Origin of the sequence: Micromonospora sp. NPDC005174 (genome assembly GCF_040608495.1) — a bacterium.
In the GTDB taxonomy this organism is placed as follows: domain Bacteria; phylum Actinomycetota; class Actinomycetes; order Mycobacteriales; family Micromonosporaceae; genus Micromonospora.
Genome location: NZ_JBEXIJ010000002.1, coordinates 140063 through 160674, shown reverse-complemented (window position 1 = coordinate 160674; position 20612 = coordinate 140063). Strand labels below are relative to the sequence as shown.

At 70.4% G+C, this 20612-nt stretch carries 16 protein-coding genes and 1 pseudogene; 4 read left to right on the top strand and 13 right to left on the bottom strand.

From position 1 onward, the window contains the following. Window positions 1-32: 32 nt before the first annotated feature. The 6 genes and pseudogenes from ABZU91_RS02880 to ABZU91_RS02855 all read right to left on the bottom strand — a co-directional run bounded on the left by ABZU91_RS02880 (window position 33) and on the right by ABZU91_RS02855 (window position 4914). Window positions 33-1226, bottom strand: coding sequence for a helix-turn-helix domain-containing protein (locus ABZU91_RS02880; RefSeq protein ID WP_355233684.1), 1194 nt, complete (start codon window positions 1224-1226; stop codon window positions 33-35). A gap of 629 nt (window positions 1227-1855) precedes the next feature. Beyond that, window positions 1856-2248, bottom strand: coding sequence for a hypothetical protein (locus ABZU91_RS02875; RefSeq protein WP_355233245.1), 393 nt, complete (start codon window positions 2246-2248; stop codon window positions 1856-1858). Window positions 2249-2483: 235 nt separating this feature from the next. Beyond that, window positions 2484-2612: pseudogene (locus ABZU91_RS02870) on the bottom strand (XRE family transcriptional regulator); the annotation flags it as partial. Continuing rightward, a complete protein-coding gene (locus ABZU91_RS02865) occupies window positions 2599-2760 on the bottom strand; it encodes a hypothetical protein (protein WP_355233244.1) in 162 nt (53 codons plus the stop codon). The pseudogene ABZU91_RS02870 and the gene ABZU91_RS02865, both read right to left, overlap by 14 nt. A gap of 124 nt (window positions 2761-2884) precedes the next feature. Further along, window positions 2885-4069, bottom strand: coding sequence for a helix-turn-helix transcriptional regulator (locus ABZU91_RS02860; protein WP_355233682.1), 1185 nt, complete (start codon window positions 4067-4069; stop codon window positions 2885-2887). 278 nt (window positions 4070-4347) lie between these two features. Beyond that, window positions 4348-4914 carry a TetR/AcrR family transcriptional regulator gene (locus tag ABZU91_RS02855; RefSeq protein ID WP_355233243.1) on the bottom strand — a complete coding sequence of 189 codons (567 nt, stop codon included), beginning with the start codon at window positions 4912-4914 and terminating at the stop codon, window positions 4348-4350. Window positions 4915-4973: 59 nt separating this feature from the next. On the opposite strand from ABZU91_RS02855, the gene ABZU91_RS02850 reads away from it, so the two are divergent. Next, a complete protein-coding gene (locus ABZU91_RS02850) occupies window positions 4974-5381 on the top strand; it encodes a nuclear transport factor 2 family protein (protein ID WP_355233242.1) in 408 nt (135 codons plus the stop codon). A 72-nt stretch (window positions 5382-5453) separates the two neighbouring features. Here ABZU91_RS02850 and treZ read toward each other — a convergent pair whose 3' ends face one another. Genes treZ through glgX form a run of 3 tightly spaced genes read right to left on the bottom strand, consistent with a single transcriptional unit; the run spans window position 5454 to window position 11600 of the window. Beyond that, the gene (treZ, locus tag ABZU91_RS02845) at window positions 5454-7178 is read right to left on the bottom strand and encodes a malto-oligosyltrehalose trehalohydrolase (protein ID WP_355233241.1); all 1725 of its coding nucleotides are present in this window, start codon (window positions 7176-7178) and stop codon (window positions 5454-5456) included. Next, the gene (gene treY / locus ABZU91_RS02840) at window positions 7175-9481 is read right to left on the bottom strand and encodes a malto-oligosyltrehalose synthase (RefSeq protein WP_355233240.1); all 2307 of its coding nucleotides are present in this window, start codon (window positions 9479-9481) and stop codon (window positions 7175-7177) included. Before treY ends, treZ begins: the two co-directional genes overlap by 4 nt. A gap of 1 nt (window position 9482) precedes the next feature. Further along, complete coding sequence (gene glgX / locus ABZU91_RS02835) at window positions 9483-11600, bottom strand: glycogen debranching protein GlgX (protein ID WP_355233239.1); 2118 nt, start codon at window positions 11598-11600, stop codon at window positions 9483-9485. Between the two features lie 312 nt (window positions 11601-11912). On the opposite strand from glgX, the gene ABZU91_RS02830 reads away from it, so the two are divergent. Both ABZU91_RS02830 and ABZU91_RS02825 read left to right on the top strand, forming a co-directional pair. Further along, complete coding sequence (locus ABZU91_RS02830; RefSeq protein ID WP_355233238.1) at window positions 11913-13370, top strand: glycosyltransferase family 4 protein; 1458 nt, start codon at window positions 11913-11915, stop codon at window positions 13368-13370. Between the two features lie 353 nt (window positions 13371-13723). Continuing rightward, window positions 13724-14368 carry a maleylpyruvate isomerase N-terminal domain-containing protein gene (locus tag ABZU91_RS02825; RefSeq protein WP_355233237.1) on the top strand — a complete coding sequence of 215 codons (645 nt, stop codon included), beginning with the start codon at window positions 13724-13726 and terminating at the stop codon, window positions 14366-14368. A gap of 102 nt (window positions 14369-14470) precedes the next feature. On the opposite strand, the gene ABZU91_RS02820 is transcribed toward ABZU91_RS02825, so the two are convergent. From ABZU91_RS02820 to ABZU91_RS02805, 4 genes are all read right to left on the bottom strand, one after another. Beyond that, window positions 14471-15754, bottom strand: coding sequence for a citrate synthase (locus ABZU91_RS02820; protein WP_355233236.1), 1284 nt, complete (start codon window positions 15752-15754; stop codon window positions 14471-14473). Between the two features lie 198 nt (window positions 15755-15952). Next, a complete protein-coding gene (locus ABZU91_RS02815; RefSeq protein ID WP_355233235.1) occupies window positions 15953-17983 on the bottom strand; it encodes a sulfatase-like hydrolase/transferase in 2031 nt (676 codons plus the stop codon). After that, the gene (locus tag ABZU91_RS02810; protein WP_355233234.1) at window positions 17976-19400 is read right to left on the bottom strand and encodes a class I SAM-dependent methyltransferase; all 1425 of its coding nucleotides are present in this window, start codon (window positions 19398-19400) and stop codon (window positions 17976-17978) included. Before ABZU91_RS02810 ends, ABZU91_RS02815 begins: the two co-directional genes overlap by 8 nt. Window positions 19401-19414: 14 nt before the next feature. Further along, window positions 19415-19564 (bottom strand): hypothetical protein, encoded by a 150-nt coding sequence (locus ABZU91_RS02805; protein ID WP_355233233.1) that lies wholly within the window; start codon window positions 19562-19564, stop codon window positions 19415-19417. Window positions 19565-19754: 190 nt separating this feature from the next. On the opposite strand from ABZU91_RS02805, the gene ABZU91_RS02800 reads away from it, so the two are divergent. Next, the gene (locus ABZU91_RS02800; protein WP_355233680.1) at window positions 19755-20603 is read left to right on the top strand and encodes an arginase family protein; all 849 of its coding nucleotides are present in this window, start codon (window positions 19755-19757) and stop codon (window positions 20601-20603) included. The last annotated feature ends 9 nt before the right edge of the window (window positions 20604-20612 follow it).

Here is a 20612-nt window from a genome sequence, read left to right as displayed (position 1 = left end):
GGGCGGATTGGTGATGCGGTGATTACTGTGAGTTATGCGGCCAGGTTGATGCCGATGCGGCCGGCGAGCAGGCGCAGGTCGTCGGGGATGGCGCGACGCTGGGCGCGCTGGGCCAGGGTCACCACGGCGTCGCGGGCGAGGGGGTTGATGGCGAACGGGATCGGCGCGGCCCGCTCAGCCTGCACGAACGCGGCGAGCGCTTCAGCATCCCGTCGACCGCCGTCCGCGAGAGCGCGTCCAATGTCGAGCCAGTACGACAGTTGGCGATTCGACGCCTTGAGGACCTGCGGTCGGATCGCCTTGGACAGCTCGATCACCTTGCCGGACTCGCCCTGTTCCGCCGCGATGGACATCTTCCAGAGCCCGACATTGGTCGGCCCGAAGCAGCACCCGTTGAAGCCACCACCGTCGGCGGGATCTCCCAGGCTCTCGGCCTCCCGCGTGGCCTCCGCGAGGTGATCCCGGGCTACGTCGGGACGACCATCCACGGTCGAGGCCAGCGCAGCCATGAGGTGGAGCTGGCCGAGCATCTGGCGCACCCGGACGTCGGACGCGTCACCCTGAAGCTCGGTCAGTGACCGGTCGGCGGAGTTGGCCGCCAGCCGCGCGGACTCGATTGGCAGGCTCTGCGCGTACACGAAGCGAGACGCACCCAGCCACGCTCGGTCCTCGACGTCCTCGACGTCCTCGGCGGCAGCCACGGATACCCGAGCGGCGTTGAGGGCCAAATGGCGGTAGCCGAGGTGCCGGATGCAGGTGGAGGCCAGGTAGGCGACCTGGGCGAGCGTCGTCCCGCCCACGGCAGCGGCTTCGAGCAGCAGGCCCGGGAGCATCCGCGCCATGGCCGGGTAGTTGCACGAATTGCGGAGCTGATCGGCTCGGGCTATCTCGGCGGCCAGGCGTTCCGGCGGGTAGGTCGACGCGCGGCGCTCGCCGTCCTCGATCTCGATCAGGGCCGACCAGATCGCGGGCACACACTCGGCGGCGCCCTCGCGGGCGGGGTCGCCGGATTCGGTGCCCTGGCCGAGCAGGTCGGCCACCGTGACCTGGAGCGCGGCGGCGAGAGCGACCAGAGTGGAGCGGCGGTCGACGGTCTTCCGACCCGACTCGACCTGCGATACGTATGACTGGGTGACACCAGCGAGCCCGGCGAGGACGGCTTGGGTCATGCCGCCCCGGCGCATCCGCCAGTACCGGATCCTGGCACCGATGGTGTCCGGCTTCATCACCATGCCTACGCCCACCCCCAGGTAGAGGACCAGGACAGCGGCCACGCCATGCCATCCCGCACGTTTGGACGGTACACCGACAGCAGCCAAGTGATGCCGCTGAATGCCCCGAGAGGCGTCGCAGGCCCATCTGCACTTGACCCAACTCAATCGTCAAAGTTGGCTAGGGTTTGCCGGATGACCTGAACGAGCCAGCCGAGTGCCTAGTACTGGTGCCCGCACGGCCCCCGAATCCGCCGATGACCGGCATCGGATCAGCACCACGGAAGGTTGCTCGTCGTCGTTCGCAGGCAATACACCACGCGCCTCGACAAGCGCTGTCATTTGAATGAGAAATCGCTCGAGCGCTGCTCCGCTTGATGGTTCAGCGCGCTCGACCCTGGTGCCGGCCTTCTCAGCAGTCGGTCCAACTCGCTGGGCGCAGTCGAGAATCGGTGGTGCAGCCCACGACGAGGCCGTTGTCGGCGATTGCCCACGACACTCATAGCGACGCAAAACCTCGATGACGGTGATCCCGGGAAGGACCACCTTCATACGGGGTTCTGCGGGCAACGAATCCGGGCGCGTCCGGACCGCTGATCGAGCCAGCTACTCCAAGCCACTACTCGGAAAGGCCCAGTGGAGGATCAGCAGGGGGTCAGCTGCCAAGTCACCTTCGTCACGTTGACCGGTATATACAGGTCGCCCCCGGTCCCGCCGGCAGGAGCACAGTTCTTGAAGGGAGTCGACGAGCCGAGAGTGAACCCGGATATTACGGCGTCGCGGCCCGTGCCGTTGTAGAAGTTGAATCCCTGGATGCTGCCGGTCCACTCGCTGTTGGTCGTCAGAGACGGCGTCTCCACGGGACCCTGCGGCGGGTGATTCCAGTTAGGCCAGATGCAGAGCATGCCCTGCGGGCAGTTCCCGGACCCCGAGCCTTGTACCGACACTCCGGGTGCTGCCGCCGAGGCGGCGGGGGCGGTGGCCAGCGCGCCTGCGACGGACGCGGTGATGGCGATGGCGATGGATTTCAACAGCACGGTTCACCTGCTCTTAGATAGATGCCTGTCGTTGTGGATTTAAACTACCGGTGGAAAATTGACAGGTCAAGCACCTGAAACGACGTAGTCCGGGCGGGTCACTCAGAAGCTGGCGTCCACCTGAGTCTGATGACGATTGAGGTAGTTTCGAAGTGGTATCTGTCGGATGGCACCACGGCCTGCCCGCATCCGATCACCGCCCACGGTGGAGCCGACCGTGCTCTCACCCGACGGCGCCCCGCTCGTTGCTGTCCACCCAGCTCTTCGACCTGCGCAACCGGTCGGCAAGCATCTGCTGCGTCATCGACCGCCGCACCCGCCAGCGGGCCACCCGCCGGCCAATCGGGACGTCATCGCCGGTCACGCCGCCACCGCTGGTCCGGCACCGCGCGGGTCGTGTCCTCCACGGGTACGCGCTCCGCCTCGGCCTGAGCCAGAAGGCGCTGCTTGGCGGCCTCCCGCTCGGCCGCCTCGCTGTTGCTCTCCGGAGCGTTGTCGTCCAGACCGCTCATCCCCGCCTCCTCCGGTGGAGGCCCAGCAGCTCCGGATCGACCGTTGCCGCGCTGGGCCATCAGGACGTGCTCACGTCCCAAACCGGACAGTAGGGCGGATTGGCGATGCGGTGATTACTGGCAGTTATGCGGCCAGGTTGACGCCGATGCGGCCGGCAAGCAGGCGCAATTCGTCGGGGATGGCTCGGCGCTGGGCGCGCTGGGCCAGGGTCACCACGGCATCGCGGGCGAGGGGGTTGATGGCGAACGGGATAGGCGCTGCCCGCTCGGCCTGCACGAACGCGGCGAGGGCTTCGGGATCCCGCCGCCCGCCGTCCGCCAAGGCGCGACCGAGGTCAAGCCAGTAAGACTGCTGGCGGATCGACGCCGCGAGAACCTGCGGGCGAACTGTCCGAGACAGCTCAATGACCCGGCCGGACTCGCCCTGCTCGGCCGCAATCGACATCTCCCAGAGCCCTACATTGGTTGGTCCGAACCCACAGCCGTTGAAGCCCGCACCGTCGGGCGGATCGCCGAGGGTCGCTGCCTCGCGGGCTGCCTCGGCGAGGTGGTCGCGAGTGACATCCAGGCGCCCACTTACTGCCGAGGTCAACGCGGCCGAGAGGTGGAGCTGACCAAGCATCTGTCGCACTCGCTCGTCGTCGGCATCGGCTTGAAGCTCGGTCACAGACCGGTCAGCAGCGCTGGCCGCGACGGCGGCGGACTCGATCGGCAGGCTCTGCGCGTAGGCGAAACGGGATGCTGCGATCCACGCTGGATCCTCAGTCTGCTCCGCGACCGAGCCGGAGAGCCGTGCAGCATTGAGAGCCAGGTGGCGGTATCCGAGGTGCCGCAGGCAGGTAGCAGCTTGGTAGGCCACTTGGACGAGCACGGTGCCACCGGTAGCGGCGGCTTCGAGCAGGAGGCCAGGGAGCAGACGTGCCATAGCTGGGTAGTTGCAGGAGGTGCGGAGCTGTTCGGCGCGGGCGATCTCGGCGGCCAGTTGGTCCGCCGTGTAGGTGGATGGGCGGCGCTCGCCGTCTTCGATCTCGATCAGGGCCGACCAGATCGCCGGCACGCACTCGGCGGCGCTCTCGCGGGCCGGATCGCCGGACTCGGTGCCCTGGCCGAGCAGGTCAGCCACCGTGACCTGGAGGGCGCCAGCGAGAGCCACCAGAGTCGAGCGACGATCGATGGTCTTACGGCCTGACTCGACCTGCGACACGTAGGACTGGGTGACACCAGCGAGCCCAGCGAGCACGGCCTGCGTCATGCCACCCCGGCGCATCCGCCAGTACCGGATCCTGGCCCCAATGGTGTCCGGCTTCATCACCATGCCTACGCCCACCCCCAGGTAAAGGACCAGGACAGCGGCCACGCCATGCTATCCCGCACGTTTGGACGGTACACCGACAGCAGCCAAGTGATGCCGCTGAATGCCCCGAGAGACGCCGCAGATCCCAGTCGCACTTGGCGCATCCCCAGCGTCAGGGCTAACTACGGATTGCCGTGTGACCTGAACGAGCCAGACAAGTGCCTAGATGTGGTCGCCGCACGGCTTCCGGATCTGCCGATGAGCGCGCCGCCGGGCTGGTGTGGGAAGAAGCCTCAGCCGGTGCCGGTTGGAGCGGCAATGCCAGTACGCAGTAGTGCGACCAGACGGCGGGCCTGCGCGGCCTCGGCGGTTAGGGCCGCTCCGCTGGCCAAGGTCAGCACGTCAGTTGCGGTGAGGTTGGAACGGAGTGCTGGCTGCGCGCGTCGGACAAGGCGATCGGCGATTGAGGTGATCGACGCGTGCCAGTCACGGAATAGCGTGGTGCGGCGTTCGCTGGTGCCCTCCGTCGCGGCGAGGGCAAGGGGACGCTTGGTGGCCACGTGCGCCACGAATTCATCGAGCCAGGCGAACAGTGCGCCCATCGGCTCCGCAGACTCCAACAACTGCTCGCCGCGTTGGCACAGTGCGGCGACCTCGTCGGCGTAGACGGCTACGAGCAGGTCGGCGGGCGTCGGGAAGTGGCGGTACAGGGTGGCGTTTCCGACACCGGCGCGTCGGGCGATCACGTCAAAGGCGACGTCGTTGCCCGCCTCGGCCAGCGCTTCACGGGCTGCGGCTACGAGCCGCGCACGGTTACGGGCCGCGTCGGAGCGCGGGCCGCGCTTGCTATCCGGGGACATCCCCGCATACGGTACCGGCAGCTAAGCGGGGAGTGCCCCATTTAGGGTGCGGAGGAATCATGACACCCATAACCACGGATGACCGGATCACCATCACGGACCTGATCAACTCGCACGGTCACCTGACAGATCGCGGCGATTTCGACGGCCTGTCGACGCTGTTCACCGAAGACGTCGTCTACGACGTGTCGGCTCTCGGCGGCGGCAAATTGGTCGGTCTCGCGGCAGTCCGCGAAGCCGGCCTGGCACTGGCCGACGCCAATCCAGTAGCCCACCACGTGACCAATATCGTGCTACGCGAGACGGCGGACGGCACGGTCAAGGCCCTGTCCAAGGGATTAGGGGTCATGGCGGATGGATCGACCGGCAGCGTTACATACGAAGACACTGTCGAACGAACGGCAGCCGGATGGCGAATCACGCAGCGAATCGTGCGCGCCCGACGCACGCCCCTACATCAGGACTGACGTGAACAAGGTCGGGTGCCCGCTCATGCCGCGATCCGCGTGCATTCCCCATCACGCGATTCGACATCAACATCACAAGGCCACGATCGCCGCTGTCTCCGCTGGCAGCTCGATCCGGTCCCGCATCACGGTGACCCCCTCGCCGGTGGCCAGGAGCACCCGCCGAGCCACCCCAGGCAGCGACACCCCCTGCCCCCGCCCAGCAAAGTTGGCGACAACCAACGTGTCCCCCCGCCGCATCAGCAGGAACTGGTCCCCGTGCTGCACAGAAACAGCATGCATCCGAGGATCAGACAGATCGGCCACCGACCGCCGCAACGCGATCAACCGCTGGTAGAACGCCAGCATCGAAGCATGCTCGGGCTTGTCCAGCTCGGCCCAGTCCAACCGGGACCGTACGAACGTCTCCGGGTCCTGCGGATCGGGCACGTCCCCCTCCGGCCACCCGTGCGACGCGAACTCCCGCCGCCGCCCGGTCCGCACCGCAGAGGCCAACTCCGGCTCCGGATGCGAGGTGAAGAACTGCCACGGCGTAGAGGCCGCCCACTCCTCCCCCATGAACAGCATCGGAGTGAAGGGCGCCGTCAGCAGCAGCATCGCCCCGACCCGCACGAGCGCGGACGACAGCGAGGCCGAGATCCGATCCCCGGTGGCCCGGTTGCCGATCTGGTCGTGGTTCTGCAAGTAGGCGACCAGCCGGTGACCAGGGACGCGCGAGTCCAGCGGCCGCCCATGGTGGCGGTTACGGAAGCTCGACCAGGTCCCCGCGTGGAAGAACCCACCCGTCAACACATCCGACAGCGTCTCCAAAGAGCCGAAGTCCCCGTAGTAGCCCTGCCGCTCCCCCGTCAGCAGCGTGTGCAGCGCGTGGTGGGCGTCGTCGTTCCACTGAGCGTGCAGCCCGAACCCGCCAGCCTCCCGTGGCGTGATCAGCCGTGGATCGTTGAGGTCCGATTCGGCGATCAACGACAACGGCCGCCCCAGATGGGTCGACAGCGACTCGACGGAAACGGCCAACTCTTCAAGCAGAGGCACCGCCCGGGTGTCCGGCAGCGCGTGCACAGCGTCCAGGCGCAACCCGTCGACGTGGTAGTCGCGCAGCCACATGAGCACGCTGTCGCTGATGTAGCGGCGTACCTCGTCGGAGTGCGGGCCGTCGAGGTTGATCGAGCGGCCCCAACTGTTGCTCTGCTCGGCGAGGTAGGGGCCGAACCGTGGCGCGTAGGCCCCGGAGGGCCCGAAATGGTTGTAGACGACGTCCAGGATCACCCCCAAACCGCGAGCATGAGCGGCGTCGACGAACCGTTTCAGGCCGTCGGGGCCGCCGTAGGGCTCGTGCGGGGCGTACCAGCAGACGCCGTCGTACCCCCAGTTGTGTTCGCCGTTGAAGGCGTTGACCGGGAGCAGTTCGACCAGGTCGACACCGAGGGCGACGAGGTGGTCGAGGCGGTCGATGGCCGCGTCGAAGGTGCCCTCGGGGGTGAAGGTGCCGATGTGCAGCTCGTAGAGGACGCTGCCGGGCAGTTGCCGGCCCGTCCACCCGCTGTCGGACCACGCGTAGGCGCTGTGGTCGTAGCGGCGGCTCGGCCCGTGCACACCCGCAGGCTGCCACGGCGAGCGGGGGTCGGGCAGTGCGATTTCGTCATCGTTCAGCAGGAAGGAGTAGTCGAGGCCCGCGTCGGGCACGTCGACAGTCCACCAGCCGTCGGCGGCGGCGCGCATGTCGTGGTCGGTGTCGCCGGCCAGGCGCAGGCGCACCCGGCTCGCGTCGGGTGCCCAGACGGAGAATTCGGTCATGACGAGGCCTCCTCGGCAGCGGTGGGAGGAGCCAGCAGAGCAACGGGATAGTCCGCGAGGAGATTGTCCAACGGGACCTCCCCGCCACTGTAGACCCGACCGGTGAACAGGTCCTTCACCTCGTTAACACCAAGCGACAGAGCTGTGTCACACCAGCCACCGGCACGTGCCAGGCCGAGCGGCAGCCGGGTCGCCACGGCGATCACGCCACCCCGGTCGAAGGCCACCACGTGTCGGCCGACCGGCCCGTGCGCCGGCACCGGCCGGTAGCCGGTGAACAGCTCCGGGTGCGCCCGCCGCAGGCGCAGCGTCCGCGACACGACGAGCAGCTTCGCCGCTCCGTCGGTGTCGACCGGGGGACGCCAGCCGCCGTCGAGCCGTGCCAGCATCTCTCGGCGTACGTCGAAGTCGACCGGCCGGCGATTGTCCGGGTCGACCAGGGAGTTGTCCCACAGCTCGGTGCCCTGGTAGGTGTCCGGCACACCGGGCATGGTGAGCTGGATCAGCTTCTGCCCGAGCGAGTTGCACCAGCCGGCCGGGGTGATCGCGGCGGCGAGTTCGGTCAGCTCGTCGTGCAGCGCCGGGTCGTCGTACATGCGGTCGATGACCGCGTGCATGGCCTGCTCGAAGCCCGCGTCCGGGTCCGCCCAACTGGTCGAGGCCGCGGCCTCCCGGGCGGCCTTCTCCGCGTACGCGTGCAGCCGCTCCCGCTCGATCGGCCACGCGCCGACGGCCGTCTGCCAGAGCAGGTGGGCGAACGCCGGGTCGGGCAGCGGCGCGTACTCCATCCAGGTTGTGACCTGCTCCGCCCACTGAGCCGGCAGCTCGCTGAGCACGGCGAGGCGGGCGCGGACGTCCTCGCCGCGCTTGGTGTCGTGGGTGGAGAGGGTGGTCTGGCTGGCGGGCCAGCGGACCTGGCGGGCGCCGGCGAAGCGGTGGAACTCCGCCGGCGGCACCCCGAAGTGGGCGGGACTGCCGCCGACCTCGTTGAGCGCCACGAAGCGCGTCCACCGGTAGAAGGCGGTGTCCTCGACGCCCTTCGCCATGACCGCGCCGGTGAGCTGCGGGAACCGCATGCCCAGCTCGTCGTCGGGGTCGCGCAGCCGGCGGGTGATCGCGTCCAGGGCGCCGGTCAGGTCGGGGCGGCGACGGCCGGCCTCGGAGCGGGCGGCGGCGAGGTGCCGGATGCCGTGCGGCGGGTAACCCCGGTAGACCGGGAACACCGCGGCCAGCTCGGCGAGCGCCTCGCGAGCCTGCTCGGTGGGCACCTCGGGGGCGAGCGCGGCGAGCCGGGTCAGCTCGGCGGCGAGCAGCGTCGTGGCGGCGGCCAGCTTCGTGGAGTGGGTCAGGTCCTCCCACGAGGTGCGCTGCCCGGTCAGCCGGCTGTCCAGCACCGTGAAGTCGCCCTCGGCGTCGGTGTCGACGAAGAGCCCGTTCACGGCGGCGAGAGCGTCGTACCCGGTGGTGCCGTCCACCGGCCAGTCCGGCAGCTCCTCGCCGTACTCCAGGATCTTCTCCACCACGAGCCAGGCGTCCGGCGCGGCCGCGCGCAGCCGCGCGAGGTAGCCGGCGGGGTCGCGCAGGCCGTCCGGGTGGTCGACGCGGATGCCGTCGACCTCACCGTCGGCGGCCCAGCGCAGGATCAGCTCGTGCACGGCGGCGAACACCGCCGGGTCCTCCACCCGCAGGCCCGCCAGGCCCGCGATGGCGAAGAACCGGCGGTACGTCAACTCGGCGTCCCCGCGCCGCCAGGAGACCAGCTCGTAGTGCTGCCGGTCGTGGACCTCGCGGGCGCTGCCGTCGCCGGTGCCGTCGGCGACCGGGAAGCGGTGCTCGTGGTAGCGCAGCTCGCCGTCGACGACCTTCAGGTCGTCCAGGGCGGCCGCGTCGTCGGCCAGCACCGGGAGCAGCAGCCGGCCCCGGTCCCAGTCGATGTCGAACCAGTCGGCGTACGACGAGTCGCGCCCCCGGCGCAGCACGTCCCACCAGGCCGGGTTGGCCGGCGGTACGGCGACCCCGGCGTGGTTCGGCACGATGTCGACGACCAGGCCGAGCCGCTTGTCGCGCAGGGCGCGCACCAGCCGCTGCCGGGCGGCCTCCCCGCCCAGCTCCGGGTTGACGGTCCGGTGGTCGACGACGTCGTAGCCGTGCTGCGAGCCGGGCGTCGCGGCCAGCAGCGGGGCGGTGTAGAGGTGGCTGACGCCGAGGTCGTGCAGATAGTCGACGATCGCGGCGGTCGCGTCCAGGTCGAAACCGGGGCGGACCTGGACGCGGTAGGTGGCCTTCGGAGGGGTGGCCGGCATGTCAGATCATCCTCTCCAACACGACAAGCGAGCGGTCCGGCACCCGGATGGTGCCGCCCGCGCTGATCACCGTGGCGTCGTCCGGCTCGGGGTCGGCCGTGCTGATCACCCGTTCCCACTTCTGCCCGTACTCGCTGCCGGGCATCGTGAAGTCCAACGGCGCGTCGTGGGCGTTGAAGCAGAGCAGGAACGAGGCGTCGTGGTGCTTCTGGCCGTACTGGCCCCGCTCGCGGATGCCCTCGCCGTTGACGAACAGCGCCACCGACCGGCCGAAGTCGTTGCCCCAGTCGTCGCCGGTCATCTCCCGCCCGTCCGGGGTGTGCCAGGCCAGGTCCGGCAGGGGCGCGTCCACGTCCCGCCCACCGACGGGCAGGCCGGTGAAGAACCGGCGACGGCGGAACACCTGGTGGCGCTTGCGGAAGTCGGTGAGCGTGCGCACGAACTCCAACAACTGCTCGTCGGCGTTGTCCCAGTCGACCCAGGCCAGCTCGCTGTCCTGGCAGTACACGTTGTTGTTGCCGTGCTGGGTACGCCCCAACTCGTCGCCGTGCCCGATCATCGGCACACCCTGCGACAGCAGGATCGTGGCCAGGAAGTTGCGCCGCTGCTTGGCCCGCAGGGCGAGCACCGCCTCGTCGTCGGTGTCGCCCTCCACGCCGCAGTTCCACGACCGGTTGTGGCTCTCGCCGTCCCGGTTGTCCTCGCCGTTGGCCTCGTTGTGCTTGTCGTTGTACGACACCAGGTCGGTGAGCGTGAACCCGTCGTGCACGGTCACGAAGTTGATGCTGTGGAACGGGCGGCGGCCGTCGTCCTGGTAGAGGTCGGCGGAGCCGGAGATGCGCGACGCGAACTCGGCCAGGGTGGCCGGCTCACCGCGCCAGAAGTCCCGCACGGTGTCCCGGTACTTGCCGTTCCACTCCGTCCACAGCGGCGGGAAGTTGCCCACCTGGTAACCGCCCGGGCCAACGTCCCACGGCTCGGCGATCAGCTTCACCTGGCTGACCACCGGGTCCTGCTGCACCACCTCGAAGAACGTGGACAGCCGGTCCACCTCGTAGAACTCGCGGGCCAGCGTGGCCGCCAGGTCGAACCGGAAGCCGTCGACGTGCATCTCGGTCACCCAGTACCGCAACGAATCCATGATCAGTTGCAGGGAGTGCGGGCTGCGCACGTTCAGGCTGTTGCCGGTGCCCGTGTAGTCGACGAAGTAGCGCCGGTCCTCCTCGCTGAGCCGGTAGTAGCTCGGCGCGTCCACACCCTTGAAGCTCAACGTCGGCCCGAGGTGGTTGCCCTCGGCGGTGTGGTTGTAGACCACGTCGAGGATGACCTCGATGCCCGCCGCGTGCAGCGCCTTGACCATGCCCCGGAACTCCTGCACCTGCTGCCCGAGGTGACCGAGCGCCGAGTAACCGTGGTGCGGGGCGAAGAAGCCGATCGTGTTGTAACCCCAGTAGTTGCGCAGGCCCAGATCGACGAGCCGGTGGTCGTGCACGAACTCGTGCACCGGCATCAGCTCGATCGCCGTCACCCCGAGCCGGGTCAGGTGCTCGATCATCGGCGGGGAGGCGATCCCCGCGTACGTGCCGCGTAGCTCCTCCGGGATGTCCGGGTGCCGCATCGTCAGCCCGCGTACGTGCGCCTCGTAGATCACCGAGTGGTGGTACGGGGTGCGCGGCGGCTTGTCGTTGCCCCAGTCGAAGTACGGGTTCACCACCACCGACTTCGGCATGAACGGCGCCGAGTCGGTCTCGTTCATCCGCTCCGGGTCACCCAGCTCGTAGTCGTACACCGCCGGGTCCCACGTCACGTCACCGTCGACGGCCTTGGCGTACGGGTCGAGCAGCAGCTTGTTCGGGTTGCAGCGCAACCCGTTCGCCGGGTCGTACGGCCCGTACACCCGGTAGCCGTAGCGCTGCCCCGGCTCGATGCCGGGCAGGTACGCGTGCCAGACGTACGCGTCGACCTCCCGCAGCTCGACGCGGCGCTCGGCACCGGTGTCCCACTCGTCGAACAGGCACAGCTCGATCCGCTCGGCCACCTCGGAGAAGATGGCGAAGTTGGTGCCCATCCCGTCGTAGGTGGCGCCCAGTGGATACCGCTCGCCCGGCCAGACCTGCATGTCGCTCCCTCAAGCCATGGTGATGTGCGCACCGGCCGCAGCCGCCCGCGCGCAAGCCGGTAGTGCCCCCGCCCCGGGCGCGCCAATCCATCCTTTCAGGCGGTGACCGGAATCCACCCGTCTGATGAGCGCTACACCCTCAGGTGTCTTCCGTCACCATGGCCGTTTTGGAGATGCGAACCCGCGCCGAATGGCCTTTGCTTGTCGGGGACACGCGCCAGCGCGTCCCGCTCGGCCCTCGGCCACCCCCTTACCCCCCTCTCCGCCGCCACTGACGCCGGCGCGCCTCACCATGCCTGGACGGAGATAGATGTGACGACCCTGCGGGTCGATGAGCAGCTCGCTGCTACCAAGGACCGAACCCACCGGCCCACCCTCACCTCTCGACACCCGCTATCCGCGTCCTCCGGCTCCGCCGCTGTCGTTCCGACGCAGCCCGGTGCGGTCGTGCCGACGCAGCCCGGTCCCGGTGTGCCGCCGCAGACCCGTCGCATCCTCATGCTGTCGTGGGAGTACCCGCCGGTGCTCGTCGGTGGCCTCGGCCGCCACGTCCACGCCCTGTCCGTCGCCCTGGCCGCCGCCGGGCACGAGGTCACCGTCGTCACGCGCCACGCCGAGGGCGCACCCCTGGAGGAGTACGCCGACGGCGTCCGCATCCTGCGCGCCCCCGAAGACCCCGTCGCCTTCCCCCTGGCCACCGGCTCGCTGCTGGCCTGGACCATGGCGTTCAACCACACCCTCACCCGCACCGCCCTGCGCGCCACCCAGGCCGGCGCGTACGACGTCATCCACGCCCACGACTGGCTCGTCGCGCACACCGCGATGACGTTGCGCGACCACCTGGACATCCCCCTCGTCAGCACCATCCACGCCACCGAGGCGGGCCGGCACCAGGGCTGGCTGCCCGAGGAGATGAACCGCACCATCCACGGCGTCGAGCAGTGGCTCAGCAGCGAGTCCAACCGGGTCATCGTCTGCTCCGGCTACATGCGTGACGAGGTCAACGCCCTGTTCGGCGTACCGGCCGGACGCGTCGACGTGGTCGCCAACGGCGTCGAGTCGTACCGCTGGAAGGTGCCGGCGCGAGACGTGGCCGCGGCGCGTGCCCGGTTCGCCGGGGACGGCCCGCTGGTGACCTTCGCCGGTCGGCTGGTGTACGAGAAGGGCGTCCAGCATCTCATCGCCGCCCTGCCCCGCCTGCGGGAGCGCCACCCTGGGCTGCGCGCGGTGATCGCCGGCGACGGCCCGTACCGGGCCGAGCTGGAGGCCGAGGTGCACCGCCACGGCCTCGGTGACATGGTGACCATGCCGGGCTTCCTGGGCGGCAACGACCTGCCGGCGCTGATGGCGGCGTCCGACTGCTTCGCCGTGCCGAGCATCTACGAGCCGTTCGGCATGGTCGCCCTCGAAGGTGCCGCCGCCGGAGCGCCCCTGGCCGTCGCCGCCACCGGTGGCCTCGCCGAGATCGTGGAGCCGGGCGCGACCGGGATGACGTTCCGCCCCCACGACCCGGACAGCCTCGCCGACGCCGTCGACGCGCTGCTGTCCGACCGTGAACGTGCCCGCGCCATGGCCCGCCGCGCCCGCCGGACGGTCCACGACCAGTACGGCTGGTCCGCCATCGCCCAGCGCACCGCCGCCAGCTACGGCGCCGCCATCGCCAACGACGCCACCTTCACGGCGGAGCGTGCCGAACAGCGCATGTCCCAGGGCCGGGCCCTCCCCGCGCTGCCCGAAGGCAACCTGCTGGCTGCCGCCGGCCTCCGCTAAGAGGCCTCCGCTCGCCCTGATCCACCCGCGTCTGCCTGCTCGACTCGCGTTCCGTGAAGTCGGGGTGTCCACACCACCTGGACACCCCGACTTCCCGTAGGCCGAGTCGGTCACCGCACGCCCCTCGATGCCGCACGCCGGACGACGCCGCCCCTCGCCCTCCCCCTCGCCCTCGCCCTCCCCCTCGCCCTCCTCGCATCCTTTGCTCTGCTTCACCCAAGGAAACAGACCGTGTCCGATTATCGGACGTCAGCCGTTTCCTGGGCTGAAGCAGAGCAAAGGACGACGTGCACACCCTTGGTCCCCCGCCGGCGGTCACCCCGGAGCGCGGCGCACCCTGCCAGAATGTGCGGATGTCTCGACCTGTCGACGCCCTCGATTCCGCCTTCCCGGTCGCCGCCACGATCGCACTGGACCTGATCCGGCACCCCGAGGTGTCCGCGCAGTGGTCGCAACCGAGCGCCCTGCCGCACCTGTCCGTGGGGGCGCTGGCGTGCCATCTCGGGCGGCAGGCCGTACGGGCGGCGGAGCTGCTGCCGACGACCACCGACCTGCCCACGCTCGAATCGGCCGACAGCCACTACGAGCGGGCCGCCTGGGTCACCGAGGGCACTCCCGACGAGGACGCCGTCGCCAAGGGCCCGGACGAGGCCGACGCGTTGCGCGGCCCGGCGGACCTGCACGCCCGCTCTGGAAAGGCGCTGGCACAGGTCAGCGACCTGCTGCCCCGGGGAGGCGCCCTCGACGTGGTGCCGATCCCGTGGCAGGGCTGGTCCCTGCGCCGCGCCGACTTCCTGCTCACGCGCCAGTTGGAGATCGTCGTGCACTCCGACGACCTCGCGGTCAGCGTCGGAGTGCCCACACCCGTCTTTCCGGCGGAGGTCTTCGACCCCGTACGCGACCTGCTGGTGCGGCTGGCCGTCCGCCGGCACGGTCAGTCCGCGCTGATCGGCGCGCTGAGCCGCAGCGAGCGAGCCCGCGACCTTTCCGCCTTCTGAACCCTTGGTCGAGGTTTCGGCCCGGACGGCGCAGGCCGCCGACCCGGATCGGGTCGACGGCCTGCGGTCGTACGGAGAAGCGGAGAAGCGGAGAAGCGGAGGTCAGCGCTCGTTGGACGGGACGTAGTCCCGCTCGGGGGCACCGACGTAGACCTGCCGCGGACGGCCGATCTTGGTCTCCGGGTCGCTGATCATCTCGCGCCACTGGGCGATCCAGCCGGGGAGCCGGCCCAGCGCGAACAGCACCGTGAACATCTTCGTGGGGAAGCCCATGGCCTTGTAGATCAGGCCGGTGTAGAAGTCCACGTTCGGGTAGAGCCGCCGGGAGACGAAGAAGTCGTCGGCGAGCGCGATCTCCTCCAGCTCCATGGCGATGTCCAGCAGCGGGTCCGGCTTGGCCATCCGGCCCAGCACGTCCTGCGCGGCCTTCTTGACGATCGCCGCCCGCGGGTCGTAGTTCTTGTAGACCCGGTGGCCGAAGCCCATCAGCTTGACGCCGTCCTGCTTGTCCTTGACCTTGCGGACGAAGGACCGGACGTCGCCGTCACCGGCGTGGATCTGCTGGAGCATCTCCAGCACCGCCTGGTTGGCCCCGCCGTGCAGGGGCCCGAACAGCGCGTTCACGCCCGCCGAGACGGAGGCGAACAGGTTGGCGTTGCTGGAGCCGACCAGGCGGACGGTCGACGTGGAGCAGTTCTGCTCGTGGTCGGCGTGCAGGACGAAGAGCATGTCCAGCACCTTCGACATCACCGGGTCGACCTCGTACGGCTCCGCCGGCACACCGAACGTCATACGCAGCAGGTTGTCCACGTACCCGAGGGAGTTGTCCGGGTACAGCAGCGGCTGGCCGATGGACTTCTTGTACGCGTACGAGGCGATGGTGGGGACCTTCGCCATGAGCCGGACCGTGGAGATCTCCACGTGCTCGGAGTCGAACGGGTCCAGGCTGTCCTGGTAGAAGGTCGACAGGGCGCTCACCGCCGACGACAGCACCGCCATCGGGTGGGCGTCCCGGGGGAAGCCGTCGAAGAAGCGACGCATCTCCTCGTGCAGCAGCGAGTGCCGCCGGATCCACTCGGTGAACTCGGTCAGCTGCTGCTCGGTGGGCAGCTCGCCGTAGATGAGCAGGTACGAGACCTCCAGGAAGGAGGACTTCTCGGCCAGCTGCTCGATCGGGTACCCCCGGTAACGCAGGATGCCCGCGTCGCCGTCGATGTAGGTGATCGCGGATGAGGCAGCCGCGGTGTTGACGAAACCGGGGTCGTACGTCGTCATCCCGGTTTCCTTCAACAGCTTGCTCACCCCGATACCAGCGGGGCCCTCGACCGCGGAATGCACCGGCATCGACAGCTGCCCGCCGGGGTGGTCGAGCTTGACTTCCGTCATGTGGTTCCTCGCTTCGCCGGCAGATCTACGTTGAATTGCCTTCGCTTCTACCGTAATTGCGGTCCGGGGGACACCGCCCGCCGTGGTTCGGCGGTGAGGTATGCGTCACCCGATTCCCGACCTGGAGGCCGGGAAACCCCGAATCCCGGCAGTCGGGAGCCCTCGACGGCCGGCCGGAACCAGCGCGACACCGCCAGCTCAGGACAGCGTCAGGCGGCGCAGCGTCGTATCGGCCGTGACCTGGTAGACGTCGAGCTGGTTGGTGCCGGCGTGGAACAGCCGGTCGTCGGTGAGCAGCGCGGCGAAGCGGCGCCCGCCCGGGTCCGTCGGCACCACCGGGACCACCGCGCCGATCCGCCCGTTGACGGCGACGGCCAGCAGCGTGCCGTCCGGTATCGCGTCCGGCACGTCACCCCAGACGAGCGCCGGGAGGGTGCCGGTGTCCGGATCGGTGGCCCGGAACGCGGCCAGGTCGGCGACCGTGGCGCTGCCCCCGGTCGGGCCGGCGCGTACCTCGGTGCCGACCAGGGGGTGCGGTGTGGGCAGCGGCGGTGGTGTGGGCACCCCGCCGGCGAAGGTGACCGCCTCGCCGGGGGTGTCGTAGAAGTGTTTCGTGGCGTCGGCGCGCGGGGTCTGTCGGGCGGAGCGGCCGTCCACCCGCCAGGGCAGTCGGATGCCGGCCTCGTCGGCGACGGTGGGCAGCAGGTCGACGTGTTCCCAGTTGCGGTCGTCCACCCGGCCGGTCTGCTGCCGTGGTTCCTTGACGAACATCGGCACCCAGGCGACCTCGCCGGCAGCGGCCTTGATGGCGTCCATCCCCCGGCCCTGCGCGCCCGGCCGGAAGCTCACGCCGTGGTCGGCGGTGACGACGACGAGGGCCTGGTCGTAGAGGCCGCTGGCCCGCAGCGTCCGCAGCGTTTCGCCGATCAGCCGGTCGGTGTAGCCGAGCTGGGCGAGGTGGCGTTGGCGGGCCAGCTCGACCCAGCCTGCGCCGTCGTTGGGCAGGTCCTCGGGGGCGTCGTAGCGCGCGCCCGAGGGCAGGTACGCCCACGGGGAGTGCGGCATCAGCAGGTGCAGGAAGTGCAGGGCGGGTCGGGGCTGCGGCTTCAGCCCGGCGAGGAAGCTGGTGAACCGGGCGGGTTGGTTGTCGTCGAGGCTGTCCCAGCGGAACTTCGGGTCGGCCGGCACCGGCTCGGCGGCGTCCAGACCGGCCTCGACCCGCGTCTGTTCCCGGTAGGAGTCCTCCGGGTCGACAGTGCTCTCGGTCGGCCCGGCGACCCTGCCGAGCAGCTGGCCGGTCTCCTTCACCAGCACGCCGAGGCCCTGCTCGGGGGCGACTGGCTGCTCGCAGCGGCTGGGTGGGCAGAGCCGGGTGATGCTCTCCTGGGCCTGGACGTCGTACAGGCCGCCGAAGGCGGTGAAGAGGTTGTCCGGGTACTGCGAGTAGTGCGGCGCGACCGCCCGCGCCGGGTAACGGCCGGTGAGCATCGCCGGCAGCGCGTAGGGCGTCCAGCCGCTGACCCCGGTGGCGTTGCGGTACCAGGTCGATCCTGCGGCCAGCTCGGCGAAGTGCGGGAACCGTGCCGCGTCGATCCGGCCGTCGCCGCCGAGCAGACTGACCAGCGGCAGCTCGTCGAGGATCAGCATGACCACCGGCGGGTGCACGGCCGCGCCCTGCGCGGTGCCGACCGCGCCGCCGTCACCGCGCGGCAGCACGACCGCCGAGGTGGGCGAGACGAACAGGAACAGCGCCACGAACGCCACCGGCCCGGCGGCGGCCAGTCGCAGTGCGCGGCCCGGGGCCCGCCACCGCCGGTGCGCCGCCGCGCCGGCCACACCGATCAGACCGGCAAGAACCAGCAGGGGTACGCCCCGAACCGGCATCGTGTGCCGGCCCACCTGCACGGCGAGGGCGGCGAGCAGCAGGCCGACAAGCGTGGTGTGGGTGAACGCGCGGGCGGTCCGGCCGGCGAGTCGACTGAGCAGGCCGAGCGCCGCCACGGGCACGGTGGGTACGAGCGCCACCAGGGCGACCAGCAGCAGGATCTGGCCGGTGTCGGCGCGGTGGAAGAGGAAGAAGTCGGGGCTGCGCCCGAGCACGTCCAGCAGCGGCTGGGTGACGACCAGTCCGACGAGCGCGACGATCTCCAGCAGTCGACCCAGCTCGCCCCTCCAACCCCGGTCCCACCGCACCCGTTCGGGTAGGGACTCGACGGCCGGGTCAGCCACCCATCACCGTCCGGTAGAGCGTGCGGGTGCCCGAGGGCAGTTCCAGCCGGTCGGTGATCCGGCCCCGGGCGGCGAGGAGCCGTTCGAAGGTGTCGCGCCGGTAGTCCGGGAAGAGGCCCCGAGGCTTGTTGGCCAGCAGCCGGGCGGCCATCGGGTCGTCCGGGTGGACGAACTCGACCACCACGGCCCCGCTGGGCGCGGTCAGCCCGGCCAGCCAGTCGACGACCTCCGGCAGCGGCACGTTGCGGCCGATGGCCAGGTGGTGCGCCAGGGCCAGGGCGAGGACGACGTCCGCCGACGCGCGTTGCGCGAAGCCGGCGCGCTCGACGCCGCGCCAGCCGCCGCCGGGGGACGGGTCGGCCAGGTCGACCACCAGCGGCAGGATGCGGTGCTGCCCCTCGGAGCGCAGCGCCCGGTACAGCTCGTCGACGACGGCCGGGTCCTGCTCGACGGCGACCACGTAGTCGGCGTGCCCGGCGGCCAGTCGGGCGTACCGGCCGTCGTTGGCGCCCAGGTCGAGCACCAGGCGCGGTCGTCCGGCGGCGGCCACCGCGGCGACCACGAACTGCTCCTTGGCGATTCGGTCGCGTGCCGAGTAGCCGCAGGTGCGCTGGTAGTCCGACCAGTGGCTGCCGGCGGGGCGGTGCTCCAACCGGCGGACCAGCTTCTCGATGCCGCGTACCGTGGCCACCTGCAACTGGCGCGAGTAGCCGGCGGCCCGGAGTTGGGCCTTGACGTCGTTGGTGCTGGCGGCGGCGTTGCGCTGCTGCATCGCGGCGTGCAGGTGCACGTGGGTCAGGACGCCGGGGCGTAGCCGGCGGGTGCCGCCGAAGAGGGGGCGCAACTGCTCGGCCTCGATGCCGTCGACCTGGGCGCGCAGCCAGGGCTGGAAGTCCACGCCCAGGTGCGCGGTGAGCAGCAGCGGATAGAGCACGGTCTGGCAGAACTGCCGGTAGCCGGCCCACGCTTCGCCGTCACGCACCGGCTCGAAGGAGCCGATGTCGATGAAGACCGGCTTCGCGCCCCTGAACTGGAGGTTGTAGGCAGAGCCGTCCTTGGTGGTGAAGCCGTCGGCGAGAGCGGTCCGCAGGATCTCCAGGTGCAGCAGCGCGGCGTCGCGCAGCATGCCGAAGGACCACTCGTACGGGTGGGAGACGAACGGGATGCGCTCGTGGCGCAGGACCGCCGCCCACCCGGAGCCGGCGGGTGCCAGCGTCGGCGGGGCGTCCTCGGTGGCGCAGACCTTTCCCGCCGAGACGAGGGCGGGGAAGAACGGGCTGGCCGCGAGGGTGCGCCAGTGCTCGGCGGCCTGGGCGTCGAGCCCGCGCAACACCTCGTCGCCGACGTGGAAGACCCGGTTGGCGGGGTCGCGGAAGGAGGCGGGCTCGGGGCGTACCCCGGTGGGTGAGGTCGTCATGGTCGCTGCGACCGCTACCGCTGGTCGCTGGGTTGCCGGCGGAACCGGTCGACCAGCCGCCGCCAGTAGAGCTTGGCGGCGACGGCGGCGCCGGCCACCCCGCCGACGACGGCCTGCACGATGAGGCTGCCCGATCCCGCGTCCAGGTAGGCCAGATGGATCACCGACCGCTCCTTCCCCTCGCCCGTCTCGACACCGGCGTCCCAGGAATACAGCGGTGAGGCATTTGACCCAGAAAGCCGGACTTGTCCATCACCGTACGCTGCTCGTCCGCGCCGTCGCGGCCACATGCGAGGACTCCCAGCCCGGCCACAGGAAGCGGTCCTCGTCGGTAGGCTGCGAAGCGTGCGTTGGATGATCGTGGACGCGCCACTGGACTCCTCCGGCAGCGGCCGTGGCGAGGAGCGGGCACCGTCGGCCCTGCGCCGGGCCGGCCTGCGCGACGCCCTGGGCAGCGACGACGACGGGCCGATCGCCGAGGCCCGGTTGCGGGACCCGCACCGGGAACCCGCCAGCGGGGTGATCGGCGCCGACGACCTGGTCCGGGCCGGCGCCGCCATCAGCGCGCGGGTCGGCGCGCTGATCGCGGACGGTCACCGACCGCTGGTGCTCGGGGGCGACTGCGCGATCCTTCCCGGTATCTGCCGAGCCCTGCCCCGCACGACGGAGCTGTGGTTCGTCGACGCGCACCCCGACTTCCTCGACGGGGCGACCTCGCCGACCGGCGAGGCCGCCGACATGGACCTATCGGTGGTCACCGGGCACGGGCCCACCGCCGCCATCGGGGTCGACGGCGCGCTGCTCGACCCCGCGCGGGTGCACCTGCTCGGCCACCGCCCGGGCACCGACGAGAGCAGTCGGGTCGAGGCGTCCCGGATCGATCCCGCGATCCACCAGGTGCCCGCACCCGACCTGCTGCGTCTCGGTGCCGGCGCAGTCGGAGCGAGTCTGGCTGCCGACGGCGACGGGCCGGCCTGGCTGCACCTCGACCTGGACGTGGTGGACCCGCGGGACCTGCCCGCGGTGACGTACCCGGAGCCGGACGGGCTGCGCTGGCCCGACCTCGTCGCGCTGGTCACCCCGCTGGCCCGCGCCGACCGGCTGCTCGGGATGAGCGTGACCGACCTGAACGCCGACGAGGACCCCGACGGGCGGCACACCCGACGCGTCGTCGAGGTCCTCGCGCAGATGCTGAACGGCTGAACCGCTGCG

Bases quoted from the DNA above. Each gene is read 5' to 3' on its own strand.
- ABZU91_RS02880 (WP_355233684.1), bottom strand. From the start codon at position 1,226: ATGAAGCCGGACACCATCGGTGCCAGGATCCGGTACTGGCGGATGCGC.
- ABZU91_RS02865 (WP_355233244.1), bottom strand. From the start codon at position 2,760: ATGAGCGGTCTGGACGACAACGCTCCGGAGAGCAACAGCGAGGCGGCC.
- ABZU91_RS02860 (WP_355233682.1), bottom strand. From the start codon at position 4,069: ATGAAGCCGGACACCATTGGGGCCAGGATCCGGTACTGGCGGATGCGC.
- ABZU91_RS02855 (WP_355233243.1), bottom strand. From the start codon at position 4,914: ATGTCCCCGGATAGCAAGCGCGGCCCGCGCTCCGACGCGGCCCGTAAC.
- ABZU91_RS02850 (WP_355233242.1), top strand. From the start codon at position 4,974: ATGACACCCATAACCACGGATGACCGGATCACCATCACGGACCTGATC.
- treZ (WP_355233241.1), bottom strand. From the start codon at position 7,178: ATGACCGAATTCTCCGTCTGGGCACCCGACGCGAGCCGGGTGCGCCTG.
- treY (WP_355233240.1), bottom strand. From the start codon at position 9,481: ATGCCGGCCACCCCTCCGAAGGCCACCTACCGCGTCCAGGTCCGCCCC.
- glgX (WP_355233239.1), bottom strand. From the start codon at position 11,600: ATGCAGGTCTGGCCGGGCGAGCGGTATCCACTGGGCGCCACCTACGAC.
- ABZU91_RS02825 (WP_355233237.1), top strand. From the start codon at position 13,724: ATGTCTCGACCTGTCGACGCCCTCGATTCCGCCTTCCCGGTCGCCGCC.
- ABZU91_RS02820 (WP_355233236.1), bottom strand. From the start codon at position 15,754: ATGACGGAAGTCAAGCTCGACCACCCCGGCGGGCAGCTGTCGATGCCG.
- ABZU91_RS02810 (WP_355233234.1), bottom strand. From the start codon at position 19,400: ATGACGACCTCACCCACCGGGGTACGCCCCGAGCCCGCCTCCTTCCGC.
- ABZU91_RS02800 (WP_355233680.1), top strand. From the start codon at position 19,755: ATGATCGTGGACGCGCCACTGGACTCCTCCGGCAGCGGCCGTGGCGAG.